Source organism: Pseudomonas sp. BF-R-24, from assembly GCF_019947335.1.
Classification (GTDB): domain Bacteria; phylum Pseudomonadota; class Gammaproteobacteria; order Pseudomonadales; family Pseudomonadaceae; genus Aquipseudomonas; species Aquipseudomonas jessenii.
The window spans coordinates 1-20,190 of the sequence record NZ_JAGYGG010000061.1; the positions used below are offsets into that span (position 1 = coordinate 1).

The 20,190-nt window shown below is 58.9% G+C and carries 17 protein-coding genes; 11 read left to right on the forward strand and 6 right to left on the reverse strand.

Annotated elements, in window-relative coordinates; translation table 11 throughout:
- A partial coding sequence (locus tag KGA98_RS27210) for an ammonium transporter (protein WP_102685601.1) occupies positions 1-1,020 on the reverse strand: 1,020 nt, incomplete at its 3' end.
- Positions 1,021-1,349: 329 nt separating this feature from the next.
- On the opposite strand from KGA98_RS27210, the gene KGA98_RS27215 reads away from it, so the two are divergent.
- From KGA98_RS27215 to KGA98_RS27250, 8 genes are all read left to right on the forward strand, one after another.
- Positions 1,350-1,664, forward strand: coding sequence for a YqjD family protein (locus KGA98_RS27215; protein ID WP_223504743.1), 315 nt, complete (start codon positions 1,350-1,352; stop codon positions 1,662-1,664).
- Between the two features lies 1 nt (position 1,665).
- A complete protein-coding gene (locus KGA98_RS27220; RefSeq protein WP_223504744.1) occupies positions 1,666-2,055 on the forward strand; it encodes a phage holin family protein in 390 nt (129 codons plus the stop codon).
- Positions 2,052-2,396, forward strand: coding sequence for a hypothetical protein (locus KGA98_RS27225; protein ID WP_057713834.1), 345 nt, complete (start codon positions 2,052-2,054; stop codon positions 2,394-2,396). The genes KGA98_RS27220 and KGA98_RS27225 overlap by 4 nt, the downstream gene beginning before the upstream one ends.
- A gap of 216 nt (positions 2,397-2,612) precedes the next feature.
- On the forward strand, positions 2,613-3,941 hold the full coding sequence (locus KGA98_RS27230; protein WP_223504746.1) for a deoxyguanosinetriphosphate triphosphohydrolase: 1,329 nt from the start codon (positions 2,613-2,615) through the stop codon (positions 3,939-3,941).
- Positions 3,942-4,119: 178 nt separating this feature from the next.
- Positions 4,120-4,512: a response regulator gene (locus KGA98_RS27235; protein ID WP_150812301.1), complete on the forward strand. Its 393-nt coding sequence runs from the start codon at positions 4,120-4,122 to the stop codon at positions 4,510-4,512.
- 245 nt (positions 4,513-4,757) lie between these two features.
- A complete protein-coding gene (locus KGA98_RS27240) occupies positions 4,758-5,384 on the forward strand; it encodes a response regulator transcription factor (RefSeq protein WP_057713831.1) in 627 nt (208 codons plus the stop codon).
- An 8-nt stretch (positions 5,385-5,392) separates the two neighbouring features.
- Positions 5,393-9,034, forward strand: coding sequence for a transporter substrate-binding domain-containing protein (locus KGA98_RS27245; protein WP_223504748.1), 3,642 nt, complete (start codon positions 5,393-5,395; stop codon positions 9,032-9,034).
- A gap of 49 nt (positions 9,035-9,083) precedes the next feature.
- Complete coding sequence (locus KGA98_RS27250) at positions 9,084-12,029, forward strand: HD domain-containing phosphohydrolase (protein ID WP_223504750.1); 2,946 nt, start codon at positions 9,084-9,086, stop codon at positions 12,027-12,029.
- Here the strand turns inward: KGA98_RS27250 and KGA98_RS27255 are convergent, their stop codons facing one another.
- Positions 12,030-12,512, reverse strand: coding sequence for a GAF domain-containing protein (locus KGA98_RS27255; protein ID WP_057713828.1), 483 nt, complete (start codon positions 12,510-12,512; stop codon positions 12,030-12,032).
- Positions 12,509-13,399 carry an ATP-binding protein gene (locus KGA98_RS27260; protein ID WP_223504752.1) on the reverse strand — a complete coding sequence of 297 codons (891 nt, stop codon included), beginning with the start codon at positions 13,397-13,399 and terminating at the stop codon, positions 12,509-12,511. Before KGA98_RS27260 ends, KGA98_RS27255 begins: the two co-directional genes overlap by 4 nt.
- 123 nt (positions 13,400-13,522) lie before the next feature.
- On the opposite strand from KGA98_RS27260, the gene KGA98_RS27265 reads away from it, so the two are divergent.
- On the forward strand, positions 13,523-15,886 hold the full coding sequence (locus KGA98_RS27265) for a response regulator (RefSeq protein WP_223504754.1): 2,364 nt from the start codon (positions 13,523-13,525) through the stop codon (positions 15,884-15,886).
- Here the strand turns inward: KGA98_RS27265 and KGA98_RS27270 are convergent.
- The 3 genes from KGA98_RS27270 to msrB form a co-directional block, all read right to left on the reverse strand.
- Positions 15,870-16,331, reverse strand: coding sequence for a MarR family winged helix-turn-helix transcriptional regulator (locus KGA98_RS27270; RefSeq protein WP_057713825.1), 462 nt, complete (start codon positions 16,329-16,331; stop codon positions 15,870-15,872). The genes KGA98_RS27265 and KGA98_RS27270 overlap by 17 nt on opposite strands.
- Positions 16,328-16,813, reverse strand: coding sequence for a glutathione peroxidase (locus tag KGA98_RS27275; RefSeq protein WP_056727098.1), 486 nt, complete (start codon positions 16,811-16,813; stop codon positions 16,328-16,330). The genes KGA98_RS27270 and KGA98_RS27275 overlap by 4 nt, the downstream gene beginning before the upstream one ends.
- 195 nt (positions 16,814-17,008) lie before the next feature.
- Positions 17,009-17,404, reverse strand: a complete 396-nt coding sequence (msrB, locus tag KGA98_RS27280; RefSeq protein WP_057716578.1) for a peptide-methionine (R)-S-oxide reductase MsrB — start codon at positions 17,402-17,404, stop codon at positions 17,009-17,011.
- Between the two features lie 226 nt (positions 17,405-17,630).
- Here msrB and KGA98_RS27285 point away from each other — a divergent pair, with 226 nt between their 5' ends.
- Both KGA98_RS27285 and htpX read left to right on the forward strand, forming a co-directional pair.
- Positions 17,631-18,842: a pyridoxal phosphate-dependent aminotransferase gene (locus KGA98_RS27285; protein WP_007973513.1), complete on the forward strand. Its 1,212-nt coding sequence runs from the start codon at positions 17,631-17,633 to the stop codon at positions 18,840-18,842.
- Positions 18,843-19,158: 316 nt separating this feature from the next.
- Entirely contained in the window at positions 19,159-20,049 is an 891-nt protein-coding gene (htpX, locus tag KGA98_RS27290; protein WP_007973520.1) for a protease HtpX, read from the forward strand.
- Positions 20,050-20,190: the final 141 nt, after the last annotated feature.

Sequence of the window (20,190 nt, forward strand, 5' to 3'; positions counted from 1 at the left end):
GCCCAAAGCGGTCTGGCCGAAAATGCCGCAGGCGATGCCGCCCCACACGCCGCACAAACCATGCAATGGCCACACACCCAACACATCGTCGATGTGCCATTTGCCTTGGGCCGCGGTAAAGCACCAGACAAACAGCGCCCCCGCGACGGCACCGGTGACCAGCGCCCCCACAGGATGCATCAGGTCGGAACCGGCACAGATTGCCACGAGCCCCGCCAACGGGCCGTTGTGCAGAAAGCCGGGGTCATTGCGCCCGACAATCAGCGCCGCCACCGTACCGCCAACCATGGCCATCAACGAATTCACCGCCACCAGTCCGCTGACACCTTGCAGGGTTTGCGCGCTCATGACGTTGAAGCCGAACCAGCCAACAATCAGGATCCACGAGCCCAGTGCCAGAAACGGGATGCTCGATGGCGCGAACGCGACCAGCCGACCGTCGCGATAGCGGCCATTACGCGGTCCGAGCAACAACACCGCCGCCAGTGCCAGCCAACCGCCCATGGCATGCACCACCACCGATCCTGCGAAGTCATGGAAACCGGCGCCAAAGCGCTCCAGCAACCAGGCTTGCAGACCCAGGTTGCCGTTCCAGACAATGCCTTCGAAGAACGGATAGATGAACGCGACGATCAACGCGGTTGCACACAACTGGGGAACAAACCGGGCGCGCTCGGCGATGCCTCCGGAAATGATCGCCGGGATCGCCGCGGCAAAGGTCAGCAGGAAGAAAAACTTCACCAGGCCATAACCATGGTCGGCATTGAGCACCGCCGCTGGTTGCATGAACGTCACGCCATAGGAAATCCAATAGCCTATAAAGAAGTAGGCCAGTGTCGAAACGGCGAAATCGCTGAGGATTTTCGACAACGCATTGACCTGGTTTTTCTGTCGCACGGTTCCGACTTCGAGAAAGGCGAAACCGGCGTGCATGGCCAGAACCATGACCGCACCGATCAGAATGAACAGCGTGTTGGAGCTATGGACCAGGGTGTCCACAGCGCTTTGCAGGTTTTCCATGGGATGGGCAGACCTTATGGCAGAAAAAAGCACCAAAGCAGTTCGCGATGACTGGCCATGCACCAAGTTGCAGCTTCAAGACATCAGCGCACTGATCTCGTTGAACCACTTTGGCGCACGGACGCCGTCCAGGAAAAACGCGCCCCCGGACGTTTACGCGAGTTTTTGATTGTTGGTCCTACGGTTTTACTGAAATCATGCCCGGCAATAGCGCAATGGTGCGGACCGGCGCACCACGACTCAGCAAAAGTTGTACCAGCCATTTGTACTGAACCTTCGCCGAAGGCTCATACTCGAACGCATCAGAAAGCCACTTAAGGAGATCCACCATGGCCCGCCACCAGGCAAAGACTGCTCAAGAAATCCTGATGAACGACTTTCAGACACTGGTCAGTGACACCGAACGCTTGCTGGAGCACACCGCGACCCTGGCCGGCGATCAGGCCGACGAGTTGCGCGAGCAGATCCACGAAAGTCTCTTGCGTGCCCGTGAAACCCTGAAGCTGACCGAAGACTCCCTGCGCGAACGCGGCAAGGCTGCTGTCACCGCCACGGAAGACTATGTCCAGGCCAACCCTTGGCAATCTGTCGGGATCGCGGCCGGCGTGGGTTTCCTGATCGGCCTGCTGGCCAGCCGGCGCTGATATGTCGATCGGCGAATCCGGCCCGTCCGTGACGGGAACAAGCTCCTCATCGCGGCGCCTGGGTGCTGCCTTCCTTGGGTTGCTGCACAGCCATGTCAAGCTGTTCGGCATCGAACTGCAGGAACAAAAAGCCCGCACCGTCAGCCTCTTGCTGTTTGCGGGCCTGGCGCTGGTGTTTGCGTTGCTGCTGTTGGTGGGGCTGTCGACGCTGGTGCTTATCGTGTTCTGGGACACGTATCGCCTGACCGCCATCATCGGGCTCTGTGTGTTCTACTCCCTCGCCGCCATATTCTGTGGAATGCGCTTGAGAGCGGCGATTTTCGATGAGTCCTCGCCCTTCCATGGCACCCTGGAAGAGCTGGCCAACGATCGGGAGCGCCTGCTGCCATGAACCTGCCTGAATTGCCACAAAACAGCTCACGCACGGAAATGCGCAAGGCCCTGATCCGCCTGCGTATGGAAATGCACCGCCAGGAAATCCGCCACGAATCCTCGCAACTGCTGCAGCCCTTGCAACGGGTGCGCGGGATGACGCAAAACCTGCAGGACGGCTTCGGCATCAAGCACGCGCCACTCTGGGGCGTGGCCGCCGTCACCTTGCTGGGCTTTCTGACCGGCAAGGGTGCGAAAAACGGGGGTGGCCTCAGCAGTCTGACCCGGCTGATCCGCCTCGGCACCACACTGGGGCCGCTGATCAAACTGATCATGCAGGGCTCTTCGCGCAAAGACTGATCAGTTTCTTTCTGGCTGCATGCTTGCAAAGTCGACGGGATGCGCTCCTCTATCGAGGGGTGCAATCCTGTGCGCCTACCCGGTCAACAGGCACCCTCCAGAAAATGATCTTGCAAGGAGGCCTCGATATCAACGCCGCCGGGTTGTAGTTCCGCTTGCAGGTCATGGCGCGAAACGGGAAGCTAGGCCATCAGACACCTGACGGAGTGACCCGCCTTGGATTGGCATACCCTGCTTACCCGCGAACGCCTCGGAAAACCTTTGCACAGCCCGGAAGAACTCGGCCGCAGCCCTTTTCACAAAGACCACGACCGCATCATTTTCTCGGGAGCTTTCCGCCGTCTCGGGCGCAAGACCCAGGTCCATCCGGTGTCCAGCAACGATCACATTCATACGCGCCTGACCCACTCGCTGGAAGTCAGTTGTGTGGGTCGCTCACTGGGCATGCGCGTCGGCGAAACCATCCGCAGGACCCTGCCCGAATGGTGCGAACCCAGCGATCTGGGGATGGTGGTGCAATCGGCCTGCCTGGCACACGACATCGGCAACCCGCCGTTCGGCCATTCCGGTGAAGACGCGATCCGCCATTGGTTCCAGCAAGCCGCCGGTCGTGGCTGGCTGGATGCAATGAGTGAAGCCGAGCGCAATGACTTCCTGAATTTCGAAGGCAATGCCCAAGGCTTTCGGGTGCTCACCCAACTTGAGTATCACCAGTTCGACGGCGGTACCCGCCTGACCTATGCAACGCTGGGCACGTACCTGAAGTATCCATGGACGGCCAGGCACGCCGACTCGCTGGGCTACAAGAAACACAAGTTCGGCTGTTATCAGAGCGAGCTGCCACTGCTGGAGCAGATCGCCCATAAACTCGGCCTGCCACAACTGGAGGAGCAACGCTGGGCGCGGCACCCGCTGGTGTACCTGATGGAGGCCGCCGACGACATCTGCTATGCGCTGATCGACCTGGAAGACGGCCTGGAAATGGAGTTGCTGGAATACGCCGAAGTCGAATCCCTGCTGTTGGGCCTGGTGGGCGATGACTTGCCGGAGACCTATCGCCAGCTCGGTCCCGACGATTCGCGCCGACGCAAACTGGCTATCCTGCGCGGTAAAGCCATCGAGCACTTGACCAATGCTGCGGCCCGCGCCTTCGTCGAGCAACAGGATGCGCTGCTGGCCGGTACTCTGCCCGGCGATCTGGTGGAACACATGCACGGTCCCGCCAAGCGTTGCGTGCTCAATGCCAAGGACATGGCCCGCAAGAAAATCTTCCAGGACAAGCGCAAGACCCTGCATGAGATCGGCGCCTACACCACGCTGGAAATCCTGCTCAACGCCTTTTGCGGTGCCGCGCTGGAACAGCACAATGGGCGTACACCGTCGTTCAAGAGCCGCCGCATCCTTGACCTGCTGGGCAACAATGCACCCGATCCTCACGGCCCGTTGCACACTTCGTTTTTGCGCATGATTGATTTCATCGCCGGCATGACCGACAGCTATGCCAGTGACATGGCCTTGGAAATGACCGGCCGCGCCAGGCACTGAGGTGTATCGATTGATCAGCCATTACGGCATTCGTTATGGCTGATACCCCCTTCAGCATCCAACTGCACTCAAGTTTCGTCGAATTGCCCTACAGCACATGGCGAGCAAACTGATCGCTTGCCCGGTACTCTCGCGGAACAATCGCCCTCCCTTCCGTTCGACAGATGAAGTGCGCGCCATGGCCGAAGACGATCTACGCATCCTCGTGGTGGAAGACCATCCCTTCCAACTGATAGCCACTCAATGCCTGCTGGAAAGTTATGGCTTCACCCGGCTGACGACCACCGACAGCGCCAAAGGCGCACTGCAGCAACTGCTCGGGGCCGACCAACCGTTCGACATCCTTTTATGCGATCAATGCCTGCCCGACCTGACGGGACTCGATCTGGTCCGGTTCGCCAGCCAGCGAGGGTTGATCAGGCAGGCGATCATTCTCAGTAGCCTGACGACATCTGAACTGGATGAGCTTGAAAAAACGGCCTCTGAACAGGGGCTGCCATTATTGGGTTACTTGATAAAACCACTGAAACAATCTGAATTTAGAGACTTGTTGACCTCAGCACCACTATAGAAAAAAACATATAAAAACCGACAAACACACATTGAAAAGCTTACAAACAACTTCCATTTAAAGCACACCCGCATGCTGGACTTCTTTCAGCCTTCCTAATAAGAAACCTAGTTAATACGTAGTCCAATTCTTTTTCATCTGTAGGATTTCTCCTATATTGCTGCTACAGACTGGTCAGTTCATGCGTCCCTTCAAGTATCTGAGCTATGGTGCGCGCTTTATTTGAGCTCGCATGGGACTTGATTATGAACTCCGTTTTTATTGTCGACGATCACCCGGTTATCCGCCTTGCCGTTCGAATGTTACTGGAACATGAAGGTTACAAAGTCGTCGGCGAAACTGACAATGGGGTCGATGCCATGCAGATGGTTCGCGAATGCATGCCCGACCTGGTCATTCTCGACATCAGCATTCCAAAACTGGATGGCCTGGAAGTGCTATCCCGATTCAATGCAATGAGCACCCCTCTTAAAACCCTGGTACTGACAGCGCAATGCCCGACACTTTTCGGTATTCGTTGCATGCAATCGGGTGCATCGGGCTATGTCTGCAAACAAGAGGACATCAGTGAACTGGTCAGCGCCATAAAAGCGGTATTTGCAGGTTACAACTATTTTCCGAGCGAGGCTTTGAACCCCATCCGCGGAGATGAAACACGCTGCATGGAACTGGAACTGTTCAAATCCGTAAACGACCGGGAACTGATGGTCTTGCAACTTTTTGCCCAAGGCCGCACAAACAAGGAAATAGCCAAGGGCATGTTTCTGAGCAACAAGACCGTGAGCACCTACAAAAAGCGCCTCATGCAGAAACTCAAAGCCAAATCCCTGGTTGAACTGATCGAGATGGCAAAACGTAACGCACTCGTGTGAGAACCTGGATGCCCAGACGTTTGAAGGTCTATCTGATTCAATTGACCGCAGGTCTATGCGTGAGCACCTCGTTGTTCGGGGCACCGGGCAATGAAAACTACACGCTGCTCAGCCGCTCGAAGGTCGGAGCGCTGGAGGTTCGGCTGGATGAATCCCAGCGACAATGGATCAAACAAAAAAACCAACTGACGCTCGGTACGTCGGCCCCGGACTATCCCCCATTCGACCTGACCACCAGTGGTCAGGACTATGAAGGTTTTACCGCCGATTACGCCGGTCTCCTGGAAAAAGTAACCGGTCTGCCCATCACGGTTCAGCGTTTCGATTCCCGAGGGGCCGCGATCACTGCGCTGGAAAATGGCGAAGTCGATCTGCTCGGCACCGCCAATGGATTCGAAGCTGGCAACGCCGACATTGCACTGTCCATACCCTATGCCGTCGACCAACCCGTATTGGTCACCCGCGAAGGGGAAACACGATCCCTCACCGATGGCCTGGCCGGATTGCGCCTGAGCATGGTGTATCACTACTTGCCGCTGGCCGAAGTCAAGGCGTTGTATCCGAAGGCGATCATCACGTCTTATCCGTCCTACCAGAATGCGATCAATGCCGTTGCTTTCGATCAGGCGGACGTGTTTCTCGGTGACACCATTTCAACTCACTACATGATCAACAAGGGGTATCTGAACAACATCCGCATGGCCAACTTCGGCAAACATGAAGCCTTTGGTTTCAGCTTCGCCGTCAACCGGAACAACCCTGAGCTGCTCGGCATCATCAACGCGATGATCACGGCCATCCCCTCCAGTGAACGAGAAAACATCGCCAAACGCTGGAGCGCCGGTAGCGACATTCTGCTGACCGATCAAAAGCTGCAACTCACTGACCGTGAAGAACGCTGGCTGAGCCACCACCCGATTGTGCGCGTTGTCGTCAACGAAGCCTTTGCGCCACTGACATTTTTCGATAGCAATGGCAATTTTCGCGGGGTCACCGCAGATTTGCTTGAGCTTATCAGGCTGCGTACCGGCTTGCGCTTCGATATCCGGAGCAGTCGAAGCGATGACGAGATGATCAAACAGATCAAGGACAACAAGGTAGATGTGATCGCCGCGTTGCTCCCCAGTGCCGAACGTCAAACCCAGCTGAACTTTACCCGCCCCTTTCTGGAAAATTCCTACGTCCTGCTGACCCGCAAGGCCGCCGACAGCTCGACCAACCTCGCGCAGCTACAGGACAAGCGCCTGGCCATTGCCCGCGGCAATCCAATCATCGATTACCTGCGCAGAGAGTTTCCCCGAATCAATTTGATCGAAACCCCGGACACCTTCAGCGCCGTGGAGTTGCTCGCCGAAGGCCAGGCAGAGGGCGCGGTGAACTCACTGGTCATTGCCAATTACTTTATTTCCTCGCGGCTGTTCGAGCACACATTGCAAATCAGCACCACCATCGGCACCGAGCAGGCAGCGTTTTCCCTTGCCACCGCTCGGGGCGCCAAAGAGCTGAACGCCATTCTCGACAAGGCATTGCTGAGCATCTCGCCGGAAGAACTGGGCATCATCAACAGTCGCTGGCGCGGCTATTCGGCGTCCTCGCAAAGCACCTGGCGCAACTATCAAAGACTGTTCTACCAAATCGTCATCGGTGCCGGCGTGCTATTGCTGATTTCCATTGCGTGGAACGACTACATGCGACGCCAGATCAAGCAGCGCAAGGCCGCCGAGCGTGCGCTGAACGACCAGTTCGAGTTCATGCGATCGCTGGTCAATGGCACGCCCCATCCGATCTACGTACGTGATCGCCAGGGGCTGCTGCAAAGTTGCAACGACAGTTACCTGCAAGCGTTCTGCGCCCGGCGTGAAGATGTCATTGGCAAAAGCGTCATGCAGGGATCGATGAGCAATGTGTTCGAAGCCCGGGAGTACCAGGCCGACTACCAGCGCGTAGTGGCCGAGGGCAGACCGTTGATCGTCGATCGCGAGCTGCACATTGGTGGCCGGCGGCTGACGATCTATCACTGGATTCTTCCCTATCGGGATTCCAGCGCAAAAGTGCAAGGCATTATCGGTGGCTGGATCGACATCAGCGAACGGCGGCAACTGCTCGACGATCTGCGTTGCGCGAAAGAACGCGCCGATAACGCCAACCGGGCCAAAAGCACGTTTCTGGCCACGATGAGCCATGAGATCCGCACGCCGATGAATGCAATCATCGGCATGCTTGAACTGACACTCAAGCGTCTTGATCATCAGCACCCGGAGCGTCCGGCCATCGATGTCGCGTACAACTCGGCGAAAGGGTTGCTGGAATTGATCGGCGACATCCTCGACATCGCCAGAATCGAATCAGGACGCTTGAGCCTGACTCCGGAGCGGGTTGACCTTGGTGAACTTGTGACCTCGGTCGTGCGGATTTTCGAAGGTCTGGCCCGACAGAAGGAACTCGAGCTGCTGCTGGAGTTTTCATCGGCGAACCCGACCTTCGATGTGTTGCTGGACCCATTGCGCTTCAAACAGGTGCTGTCCAACCTGATCAGCAATGCCATCAAGTTTACCGAGCAAGGCCAGATCCGGGTCATTGTCGACCTGCACCCGGCAACGCAACCTGAGCATGTGCAGATGCGGGTGCAGGTTCACGACAGTGGTATCGGGATCAGCGAACAGGATCAACAACGCCTGTTCGAACCCTTCGCTCAGGCCGACCACGCCATGCAATCGGCCAGGGGAGGCGCAGGGTTGGGGCTGGTGATCAGCCGCAATCTCTGCGAGATGATGGGCGGCAGCCTGCAATTGCGCAGCGAGCCGGGCATCGGTACCCAAGTGGAGGTGTTGCTGCAGCTGGAAACGTTGCCGCTGCAACAGTCGGCCCGTGCGGTCGAAACCCAAGTCGTCGTCGCCACAACCCCATTGAATGTTCTGGTAGTCGACGATCACTCGGCCAATCGATTGCTCACGTGCCAGCAACTGGAGTTTCTTGGGCATCGATTTACCGTCGCGGCCGATGGACAGGAGGGATTGGAGGCATGGAAGGACCAGCCTTTTGATCTGGTGATCGCCGATTGCAACATGCCGGTCATGAACGGTTATGAGCTTGCCCGTGCCATTCGCCAGCATGAGCGACAACTCCATCGTCCTCCCTGCACCGTTCTCGGCTTTACCGCCAACGCCCAACCGGAAGAAATACAACGCTGCAAACAGGCCGGAATGGACGACTGCCTGTTCAAACCCCTCAGCCTCGGAGCCTTGAGTCAATGGGTGCAAGGCATTGAACCAACCCATGTAGCCCCGGCGTTCAGCCTTCACGGGTTGAAACTGCTGACCGGGGGCAACCCGATATTGAACCGACGATTGCTGAACGAGTTGGTGAACAGCAACCGCCAGGATCTGCCAACGCTGCTGTCGCTATCCAGCTCTGGGGATACGCAAGCGCTGCAGGACATTGCCCACAAAATCAAAGGCGCAGCCCGGATAGTACAAGCCTCCCGCCTAATCGACCGCTGCGAGGCACTCGAAGCGGCCTGCCATGAGGATTCCGATCGCGAAAAAGTGGCCGGATGCTGCAAATCCATGGAGCGCACCATGCTCGAACTGGAGGACGCGTTGCTACGTCAGATCGAGCATTACGACGAAGGCAAACTGCCAGAGCCTTAACTATGCTTGGTCCCTCAGCGGTGTGTTGACCATCATGGAGAAACCCGCAATGCCTGACCCACTGCGCACGGATCCACGCCGGTTTCCGCTGCATGTCCATATCAGCGTGATGTTCACCTTTTTGCTGTTGCTGACCGGGGCGGTGCTGGGGCTTTTCAACTACCGGCAAACCACACAGATCATCTTGTCCAGCAGCGAAAAACTCTTCAACCGCATTGAGCAGGATGTCCGCCTGGACCTGCACGCGACCTATGACCCCATTCGTCATCTGTTGAGCCTGCTGGCACTCAATCCGGCGGGCCAGTCCCCTGATCTGGAACAGCGCCTGGCACTGCTCGAACCGTTCAGCCAGTCACTCGAGGACAACCCCAACCTGGCTTCACTGTACCTGGGTTACGACAATGGTGACTTTTTCATGGTCCGCCCGCTGCGCACCCCGGAGGTCAAAGCCCTGGTCAAGGCTCCGGACACGGCGGTTTTCCAAGTCTGGAGCATCGAGCACGACAGCAACGGCCAGCCCCACTCCCAATCGTTGTTTTTCGACCGGAACCTGGCACTTGTCAGCCGTCAGGACAACCTGAACGACACGTACGACCCACGCAACCGCGCCTGGTTCACCAGCGCCCGCGGCGACAACGACCAGATCACGACCGAACCCTATATCTTCTTTTCCACCCACAACATCGGCGCGACACTGGCACGACGCAGCGGCGACAAGGCAATCCTGGCCGCCGACCTGACTCTGGCCGAACTCAGCGCGACCCTGGCCAAGCACGTCGTGACCCCCAGTACCGAAATCGTGCTGTTCGACGCCGAAGGCAATGCCATTGCCTACCCCGACAGTCGCAAGCTGATCATCGATGATCAGACGTCCCGCCTGGTCAAGGCGGCGGACCTGAGCCCCGGTCTGGACGCATTGCTCAACAGTCCCCCTCAGGGCAGTCGCCTGAACGCCGACGGCCGGCAGTGGATCGTGGCCCGCAGCCGCATGCAGGAAGGCGGCCCCCAAGGCCTGCAATTGGCGCTGCTGGTACCGGAAGACGAGTTGCTCGTCGACGCTTACCGGATGCGCTGGCAGGGTGCGCTGATTACCCTGGCAACCTTGCTGTTATGCGTGCCGCTGGGTTGGCTGACATCAAGAATCCTGGTCAAACCCTTGCGCGCCCTGGTGCAGGAGGCCGATGCGATTCGCAGTTTCGATTTCAATTTTCCGCTTTCCCGCCGCTCGCCGGTGCTCGAAGTCGACCAGTTGAGTGTGTCGATGGCACGAACGAAAGACACCCTGGCGAGCTTCTTCCAGATCACTGACAGCCTCAGCGCCGAAACCCGTTTCGCACCGCTGCTGGAACGGGTGTTGTTTGAAACCGTGAAAATCGGCCAGGCCCAGGCCGGCCTGATCTATCTGCGCGAAGGTGATGGCCAGCACATGAAACCCCACGGGCTGGTCATCAATAACACCGCCGAAAACCTGCAAGACTTCGACATCCGCGGACACTCGCTCGAGAACCCGCAAAGCCCCCCATGGCTGCACCAGTTGGCCAACGTCGACAATGTCGTCAGCAACCTGGGGTTCGAGCAAGCGGGTGATCTGCAGAAAATCCTGCTCGCACTGGAAAGTCCTCGGGTCCATCTGATCGGGATCCGCCTGCACAATCGCCACAACGAAACCGTGGGTCTGCTGGTGTTGCTCTTGGCCGACAGCGGCGAGCAGAGCGATCTGGACAAGCTGCGGCCGGACCGCATTGCGTTTCTCCAGGCGGTGTCCGGCGCGGCTGCCGTGTGCATCGAAAGCCAGCGCCTGCAAGCCCGGCAAAAACAGCTGCTGGACGCCTTCATTCAACTGCTGGCCGGCGCCATCGACGCCAAAAGCCCCTACACCGGCGGCCATTGCCAGCGCGTGCCGGAACTGACCCTGATGCTCGCCCAAGCGGCGGCAGCGAGCCAGGAGCCCGCCTTCAGCGCCTATCAGCCGACCGAAGATGAATGGGAGGCACTGCACATCGCCGCCTGGCTGCACGATTGCGGCAAGGTCACCACCCCGGAATATGTCGTCGACAAAGCCACGAAGCTGGAAACCCTGACCGATCGTATCCACGAAATCCGTACCCGCTTCGAGGTACTCAAGTGCGATGCCTGGATCAGCTACTGGCGGGGCATTGCCCTGGGCGGTGACGAGCAACCGTTGGCGGAACTGCGCAATGCCAGCCTGGCCGGGCTCGATGATGATTTCGCCTTCGTTGCCCGCTGCAACCTCGGCGGCGAAGCCATGGCCGACGCTGACCTGCAACGCCTGCACCGCCTGGCTGAACGAACCTGGACCCGGACCCTGGATGACCGGCTGGGCGTGTCCTGGGAAGAAAACCGGCGTCAGGCCCGAACGCCCGCCCCCAACCTGCCCGTCAGCGAACCGTTACTGGCGGACAAACCCGAGCACCTGTTCGAACGCAGCGAAAACGAAGTGATACCACAAGACAATCCCCTGGGCTTCAAGCTCGACGTTCCGCCCCACAAATACAACCGGGGCGAGTTGTACAACCTGAGCATTGTCCGGGGCACCCTGACGAGCGAGGAGCGTTATGTCATCAATAACCACATCGTTCAGACGATTCTGATGCTCAACCATCTGCCGTTCCCCGAGCACTTGCGCAGCGTCGCGGAAATAGCCGGCGGGCACCACGAAAAAATGGACGGCACCGGGTATCCGAAACGCTTGAAGCGAAAAGAAATGAGCCTGCCGGCGCGGATGATGGCGATTGCCGATATTTTCGAAGCGTTGACGGCCGCCGACCGCCCCTACAAAAAAGCCAAGACCTTGAGCGAGGCGCTGGGCATCATGGCGCTCATGTGCCGTGATGCCCACATCGACCCGGAGCTGTTCGGGCTGTTCATCAAGGCACAGATCTATTTGCAGTACGCCAGGCGCTTCCTCGACCCCGGGCAGATCGATGCGGTGGACGCGTCGGGCCTGCTGACCAAGGCCGGCCTGGTGTCTTGATCAGCAGTCGGTCAGGCGCAGGAAAATCGCCGCCAGCTGTTCGATTCCAGCCTGGTCCTGCGCGGTGAAACGCGCGAGTTTCGGACTGTCGAGGTCGAGCACACCGATCAATCGGCCGTCCTTGACCAACGGCACCACCAGTTCGCTGTTCGAGGCGCTGTCGCAGGCAATATGACCGGGAAACGCGTGCACATCTTCGACTCGTTGAGTCTGCAGGGTGGCTGCCGCCGCCCCGCAAACGCCACGACCGAACGGAATCCGCACGCAAGCGATCTGCCCCTGAAACGGGCCCAGCACCAGTTCTTCATTACGGTTGAGGTAGAAACCGGCCCAGTTCAAATCATCGAGTTGATTGAACAGAAACGCCGAGAACTGTGCGGCATTGGCGATGAAATCCCGCTCGTCCGCCAGCAATGATTCCAGCTGCGCGTGTAGCATGCCGTAGCCTTCGAGGCCCTGGCCGCTCTTTTGTAAATCGATCATGCCTTGTGCTCCAACAGTTTCAGCCCGACCCAGTAACGGGCAAATTGATAGGCGCAACGCCCATTGCGGTTGCCTCGGCCGGTGGCCCAACGTACCGCCAGAATGTCCAGCTCTTCGGTGCGCCGCCACGCCAGTCCGGCCTTGCCGGCCAACTGGCCGATCCAGTGCTCGACGACGTCGAGGAAGTGTTCCTGGGTAAACGGATAGAACGACAGCCACAGGCCGAAGCGGTCCGACAGTGCGATCTTGTCTTCCACCGCCTCGCTCGGATGCAGTTCGCCGTCGACCCGTTTCCAGTTTTCGTTGTCACTTTCCTTTTCCGGCACCAGGTGGCGACGGTTGGACGTGGCGTACAACAAAACGTTGTCCGGCGCCTGTTCCAGGGAGCCATCAAGGACGCTCTTGAGCACTCGGTAATCCCCCTCGCCCGACTCGAACGAGAGATCATCGCAAAACAGCACGAAACGCTGGGGCAGTTTGCCGATCTGTTCGACCACCCGCGGCAGGTCTGCCAGGTGATCACGTTCAATCTCGATCAAGCGCAAACCGGCGTGAGCGTGTTCGGCCAACAAGGCGCGCACCAGCGACGACTTGCCAGTGCCGCGCGAGCCCCAGAGCAAGGCATGGTTGGCTGGCATGCCGTCAAGGAATTGCCGGGTATTGCGCCCAAGCTGCTCGACTTGCCGGTCGACGCCGATCAGGTCCGACAAACGCATGTCGAGGCTGACCTCCAGCGGCATCAGATAACCGCCGCGCGACTCACGCTGCCAGCGCGCGGCCAGACATTGCGTCCAGTCGATGGCTGGCCGTGGCGCCGGCAGCAACGGCTCGATACGGGCCAGAACGGCATCGGCGCGTTCAAGAAAAGCATTCAATCGGGAATCCACGACTTCTCCTCGGGCACGTTCACAGTAATGATGGTGATACAGCGACGAAACACAGCGTCACACAAGCGGCTACCCCCGCGGTACAGCACTCGCGAGAACATCAGCAGGCAGGCATGATCGACTATGCTTGAGCAGCGAAAGGAAACGGAAGTGGTTCACCCCCCCATGGACATCAAATTCACCAACCGGCTGTCATTCAAGCAAGCCCGGCTTACCGTGCTGGTCGGTTTCATTCTGGGCACGCTGCTCAGCCTGCTGCAAATAGGCATCGATTATGCCAGTGAAGACGCCTCCATCAATCGTGAAATCCTTTCATTGCTGGAAATCAGCCACAACCCGGCCTCGCGAATCGCCTACAACATCGACGCCGAACTCGCCAAGGAACTGACCCTGGGCCTGCTGCGCTCGCCAGCGATCATTAGCGCAAAACTGATCGACAACAACGGCACCGTGCTGGCCAATGTCAAGCGACCCGGTGTGGAAAACGGTTACAGGATGCTCAGTGACTTCCTGTTCGGCGCCAACCGACAGTTCGAAGACCGGCTTTACCTGGATAATTTACCCAACGAATCCCTGGGTACGCTGCGCCTGAAAGTCGATACTTACGCCTTCGGCAACCGGTTCCTGCGCCGGGCCGAAGTGACCCTGCTCAATGGTTTCGCCCGCAGCCTGCTGCTGTCCGGCATCCTGCTGGCTCTGTTCTATGTGATGCTGACCAAACCCCTGGTGCGGGTCATCCGTGAACTCAGCGGTCGCGACCCGAGCAGCACCGAGCCGACCTCGCTGGAGTGTCCCGCCGGGCACGTCAACGATGAGATCGGCGTGTTGGTCAAGGTTGCCAACCAGCAATTCAGGAACATCGCCACCGAAATCCAACAGCGGCGCAATGCGGAAAACCGCCTGACCGAATATCTTGGCCAACTGGAAAACATCGTCTCGGCCCGCACTGCCGAACTCAAGGCGATCAACGACCGGCTGAGCCAATCCAACGAGGAACTGGAAGTCGCCCGCAGTACCGCCCTCGATATGGCCGAAGCCCGCTCGGTGTTCCTGGCCAACATGAGCCATGAAATCCGCACGCCCCTCAATGGCTTGCTCGGGATGATCGCGCTATCCCTCGACGGACCGCTCAATGCCGAACAACAGCAGCAACTGTCGATCGCCCATGACTCGGGCAAAGTGCTGGTGGAATTGCTCAACGATATTCTCGATTTGTCGAAGTTCGATGCCGGCCAACTCGAACTCGAACACATCCCCTTCGACCTGGGTTCGCTGATCGAAGACACCGCCAACCTGTTGTCGCAGAACGCCGCCCCCAGCGTCGAACTGACCTGCCTGATCGATCCGTATTTCCCGGCACTGGTGCTCGGCGATCCGACCCGGGTGCGGCAGATCGTCAGTAACCTGCTGTCCAACGCCCTCAAGTTCACCCGTTTCGGGCGGGTCGACGTACGCCTGTCGACGTTTGGCGACGGCGTCAGAATCGAAGTCTGCGACACCGGCATCGGCATCCCTCAGGAGGCGCAGGTCAAGATCCTCCAGCCTTTCACCCAGGCCGGTGCCGGCATTACCCGTCAATTTGGCGGCACCGGGCTGGGCCTGGCCCTGACCTATAACCTTTGCGAAGCCATGCAGGGGCGTCTGACCATCAGCTCCGAGGCGGGTTTTGGCAGCCAGTTCTGCGCGGAGTTGCCATTGCCCAGCCATACCCGTGCAATGCCAGCTGTTTCACTCAGGGGCAAAGTCATTGCCATCACAGCCGCCAGCAGCGGACTGGGGGAACTGTTGAACAGCCTGTTGCCTGTCTGGGGGCTGGACTATGAACGGCGTTCCATGGATGACCCATTGCTTGGCCTGGCAGCCGACGTGCTCATCACCGACTGCCCCGAATGCCTGTTCAGTTTGCGCCCCACCCTCAGCGCGCCAATCCTGCTGATCACCGCGTATGGCAACTTCATGCCCAGCGAAGAGGTCAACGCACTCGCCCCCTTGCAACAGCAGGCCCGCCCTTTGGCCCGCAGTATGCTACTTCAAACGTTGCGCAGGATCCTGCAACCGCAAACCCAACCGGTCAACGAGGCTCGACTCGACACACAATGCCCGCAACGCCGCGGGCGCGTGCTGTTAGTGGAAGACAACCCGGTCAACCAGTTGGTGGCCAAGGGCATGCTCGGCAAACTCGGCTGCGAGGTCACCACCGCCGCTCATGGTGGCGAGGCACTGGATCAACTCGAGCAACGGGATTTCGACCTGGTGCTGATGGACTGCAACATGCCGGTAATGGACGGCTATGAAGCCAGCCGGCAAATCCGCCGCAGCGGACGCTGGCCCCAACTGCCCATCGTTGCCCTGACGGCCAACGCCATGTCGGAGGAGCGTGAACGCTGTCGTGCCGCGGGCATGAGCGACTACCTGGCCAAACCCTTCCGGCGCGAAGAACTGGCCGCCCTGCTGGACCTGTGGATCCCCGCTATGACAGCGCCTTGATCTGCCCCAACAGGTGATCGAGGCCATCGCGCAATTCGTTGAGACGATTCAGATCGACCCCGCTGTCGCACAACAGGCGCGCCTTGAGTGGCCCGACCTGTTCGCGCAAGGCCGTGCCGGCTGGCGACAGGCTCAGGTGCACTTCACGTTCATCGCGCGCCGAACGCTGACGCTGCACCAGTTGCAGTTGTTCCAGGCGCTTGAGCAAAGGTGTCAGCGTGCCGGAATCCAGGGCCAAACGCTCGCCCAATGCCTTGACGGTAGGTTGCTCCGGGGTCGCTTCCTGCCACTCCCATAAAACCAGCATCGCCAGGTACTGAGGGTAAGTCAGGCCCAACTGATCGAGCATTGGCTTGTAGCCGCGAATCACCGCCCGGGAAGCCGCGTACAGCTTGAAGCACAACTGGCTGTCGAGCTTCAGGGAATCGACTGACAAGGTGTTCATTTGAGCAGGGCTTCGATCTCGCGGGTCAGGTCCTGCGGCTTGGTCGCCGGAGCGAAGCGCTTGACCAGTTGCCCGTCCTTGCCGATCAGGAACTTGGTGAAGTTCCACTTGATGCCCTGGGAACCCAGCACCCCCGGTGCGCGCTTTTTCAATTGCACGAACAGCGGATGGGCATCGGCACCATTGACGTCGATCTTTTTGAACAGCGGGAAGCTGACACCGAAGTTCAGCTCGCAGAACTCGGAGATCGCCCCTTCATTGCCCGGCTCTTGCTTGCCGAACTGGTTGCAGGGAAAGCCGAGCACCACCAGGCCCTGGTCCTTGTAGGTCTGCCACAGCTCTTCCAGACCTTTGTACTGCGGAGTGAAACCGCACTTGCTGGCCGTGTTGACCACCAACACGGCTTTGCCGGCGAAATCCGCCAGGGTCTTTTGCTCACCCTTGATCGTGGTGCAAGGAATGCTCAGCAGGTTGTCGCTCATGTTTGAGGTTCCGATTGAATGGAAGAGATAACAAAATAGCGAGCAATTTAATTGTGTGCAATTTAAATTATCGAACGCCAATCCACTGTAGGAGCGCGCTTGCTCGCGATGGACCAGAGAACAACTCGGGGCACCAGGCTTCCCGCGTTATCGTTGACGACCATCGCGAGCAGGCTCGCTCCTACAGGGCTCGCATTACACGCGCGGCACGAGGTCCAGGCACACCGAATTGATGCAATAGCGCAGGCCCGTTGGCGGCGGGCCGTCGGGAAAAACATGGCCCAGGTGCGCGTCGCATTTGGCGCAGACCACTTCGGTGCGGATCATGCCGTGGCTGACATCACGGATTTCGGTCATGGCGCTGTCGCCGATCGGCGCGTAGAAGCTCGGCCAGCCGCAACCCGAGTCGAACTTGGTTTTGGAGTCGAACAGCGGCTCGTTACAGCAGATGCAGTGGTAGATACCGTCGGTCTTGGTGGCGTTGTACTTGCCGGAAAACGGTCGTTCGGTGCCTTTGAGGCGGCACACGTTGTACTGCTCCGGGTCGAGCATCGCCTTCCATTCTTCCAGGGTTTTTTCCAACTTTTCCATCATCACACCTCAGCGGCTGAAAAAGCCCGATCTGTACCTTTTCCACGGATCGGGCGGCACGTATGATTGCGCCTCGTCAAACGCCAGTCTGGCAGCCAGACCACGCGCATTCAAACGGAAATATGGGTGCTGCATCTCAAGGCGTCAGGCCTGTGTGAATACGCAGGATTCCCAGCACGGCTACCCAAACGCCGTCTGGATCGTTCATTTTCGGGAACACATCGCCATGCAGGTCAGCAAATCGAACAAGCTCGCCAACGTCTGCTACGACATTCGCGGCCCGGTGCTCAAGCACGCCAAGCGCCTGGAAGAGGAAGGCCATCGCATCCTCAAGCTGAACATCGGCAACCCGGCGCCCTTTGGTTTCGAAGCACCGGATGAAATCCTCCAGGACGTAATCCGCAACCTGCCGACCGCCCAGGGCTACAGCGATTCCAAGGGCCTGTTCAGTGCGCGCAAGGCCGTCATGCAGTACTACCAGCAAAAGCAGGTGGAAGGCGTCGGCATTGAAGACATCTACCTGGGCAACGGCGTTTCCGAACTGATCGTGATGTCGATGCAGGCCCTGCTCAACAACGGCGACGAAGTGCTGGTGCCAGCGCCGGACTATCCGTTGTGGACCGCAGCGGTGAGCCTATCGGGCGGTAACCCGGTGCATTACCTGTGCGACGAGCAAGCCAACTGGTGGCCAGACCTGGCCGACATCAAGGCCAAGATCACCCCGAACACCAAGGCCCTGGTGATCATCAACCCGAACAACCCGACCGGCGCGGTGTACTCCAAAGAAGTCCTGCTGGGCATGCTGGAACTGGCTCGCCAGCACAATCTGGTGGTGTTCTCCGACGAGATCTACGACAAGATCCTCTACGATGACGCCGTGCACATCTGCACCGCCTCCCTGGCGCCGGACCTGCTCTGCCTGACCTTCAACGGCCTGTCCAAGTCCTATCGCGTGGCCGGTTTCCGTTCCGGCTGGATCGCCATCTCCGGCCCGAAACACCACGCCCAAAGCTACATCGAAGGCATCGATATGCTGGCCAACATGCGCCTGTGTGCCAATGTGCCGAGCCAGCATGCGATCCAGACCGCCCTGGGTGGCTATCAGAGCATCAATGACCTGGTGCTGCCCCAGGGCCGCCTGCTGGAGCAACGCAACCGCACCTGGGAGTTGCTCAACGACATTCCGGGCGTGAGCTGCGTCAAACCGATGGGGGCGCTGTATGCATTCCCGCGGATCGACCCCAAGGTCTGCCCGATCCATAACGACGAAAAATTCGTCCTCGACCTGCTGCTCTCCGAGAAGCTGCTGGTGGTTCAAGGCACCGCTTTCAACTGGCCATGGCCAGACCACTTCCGCGTCGTGACCCTGCCCCGTGTCGATGACCTGGAGATGGCCATCGGACGCATCGGCGGCTTCCTCAAGTCCTACCGCCAGTAAGTGATCTGTCACCGTGCGACGTTCCCGAACGTCGCACGGTGATTCATCCGGCAACATTTGTTTGCATTGCGCCACTGACAGTCGCCTTGACCGCTGCCGGATCGCGCCTTGCCTGCTCGCGCCTAACAAAGGCGGGGCCTTCGACATGAATTGACTGACAAACACTTCCCGCATACTTGTCGGAAATGCCCTGCAAGCAGCTAGACTGTTGCCGTAGGACACAGTTTGAAATAGTCACCCGGTTGAATACCCCGGTGCAGCACCTTATATACCCCGCAGTACGCCACATCTTTAGCATGAGGAGATTTCTACAACCATGATGCGCATCCTGCTGTTCTTGGCCACTAACCTGGCGGTCGTGCTGATTGCCAGCATCACCCTGAGCCTTTTCGGCTTCAACGGGTTCATGGCGGCCAATGGGGTTGACCTTAACCTCAATCAGCTGCTGATCTTCTGTGCGGTCTTTGGTTTCGCAGGTTCGCTGTTCTCGCTGTTCATCTCCAAGTGGATGGCGAAGATGAGCACCAGCACCCAGATCATCACCCAGCCACGCACCCGTCACGAGCAATGGCTGCTGCAAACCGTCGAGCAACTGTCTCGCGAAGCCGGGATCAAGATGCCCGAAGTCGGTATCTTCCCGGCCTACGAGGCGAACGCCTTCGCCACCGGCTGGAACAAGAACGACGCATTGGTCGCGGTCAGCCAGGGATTGCTCGAGCGCTTCTCGCCGGATGAAGTCAAAGCCGTCCTGGCCCACGAAATCGGTCACGTGGCCAATGGCGACATGGTCACCCTGGCGTTGATCCAGGGCGTGGTGAACACCTTCGTGATGTTCTTCGCACGGATCATCGGCAATTTCGTCGACAAGGTGATCTTCAAGAACGAAGAAGGCCAGGGTATTGCCTACTACGTGGCGACCATCTTCGCCGAACTGGTTCTGGGCATCCTGGCCAGCGCCATCGTCATGTGGTTCTCGCGCAAGCGTGAATTCCGTGCCGACGAAGCCGGTGCAAACCTGGCCGGCACCGCCGCGATGATTGGCGCCCTGCAACGCCTGCGGGCGGAACAAGGGCTGCCGGTGCACATGCCCGACACCCTGAACGCCTTCGGCATCAACGGTGGCATCAAGCAAGGCTTCGCTCGCATGTTCATGAGCCACCCGCCGCTGGAAGAGCGCATCGACGCTCTGGCTCGTCGTCGGGGCTGATACACTCCACAGCAATCGAGTAGGAGGCGGATTTACATCCGCCGTCCTCTCACACCACCGTACGTACGGTTCCGTATACGGCGGTTCAGGTTAAGCGGTTAAGCCGGGTTATCGTGTCCAGTATTGAGACCAGCCCGAGTT

Excerpts from the sequence above, each read along its gene's own strand:
- KGA98_RS27215 (WP_223504743.1), top strand. The coding sequence starts at position 1,350 with ATGGCCCGCCACCAGGCAAAGACTGCTCAAGAAATCCTGATGAACGAC.
- KGA98_RS27220 (WP_223504744.1), top strand. The coding sequence starts at position 1,666 with ATGTCGATCGGCGAATCCGGCCCGTCCGTGACGGGAACAAGCTCCTCA.
- KGA98_RS27225 (WP_057713834.1), top strand. The coding sequence starts at position 2,052 with ATGAACCTGCCTGAATTGCCACAAAACAGCTCACGCACGGAAATGCGC.
- KGA98_RS27235 (WP_150812301.1), top strand. The coding sequence starts at position 4,120 with ATGGCCGAAGACGATCTACGCATCCTCGTGGTGGAAGACCATCCCTTC.
- KGA98_RS27240 (WP_057713831.1), top strand. The coding sequence starts at position 4,758 with ATGAACTCCGTTTTTATTGTCGACGATCACCCGGTTATCCGCCTTGCC.
- KGA98_RS27245 (WP_223504748.1), top strand. The coding sequence starts at position 5,393 with ATGCCCAGACGTTTGAAGGTCTATCTGATTCAATTGACCGCAGGTCTA.
- KGA98_RS27250 (WP_223504750.1), top strand. The coding sequence starts at position 9,084 with ATGCCTGACCCACTGCGCACGGATCCACGCCGGTTTCCGCTGCATGTC.
- KGA98_RS27255 (WP_057713828.1), bottom strand. The coding sequence starts at position 12,512 with ATGATCGATTTACAAAAGAGCGGCCAGGGCCTCGAAGGCTACGGCATG.
- KGA98_RS27265 (WP_223504754.1), top strand. The coding sequence starts at position 13,523 with ATGCTTGAGCAGCGAAAGGAAACGGAAGTGGTTCACCCCCCCATGGAC.
- KGA98_RS27270 (WP_057713825.1), bottom strand. The coding sequence starts at position 16,331 with ATGAACACCTTGTCAGTCGATTCCCTGAAGCTCGACAGCCAGTTGTGC.
- KGA98_RS27275 (WP_056727098.1), bottom strand. The coding sequence starts at position 16,813 with ATGAGCGACAACCTGCTGAGCATTCCTTGCACCACGATCAAGGGTGAG.
- msrB (WP_057716578.1), bottom strand. The coding sequence starts at position 17,404 with ATGGAAAAGTTGGAAAAAACCCTGGAAGAATGGAAGGCGATGCTCGAC.
- KGA98_RS27285 (WP_007973513.1), top strand. The coding sequence starts at position 17,631 with ATGCAGGTCAGCAAATCGAACAAGCTCGCCAACGTCTGCTACGACATT.
- htpX (WP_007973520.1), top strand. The coding sequence starts at position 19,159 with ATGATGCGCATCCTGCTGTTCTTGGCCACTAACCTGGCGGTCGTGCTG.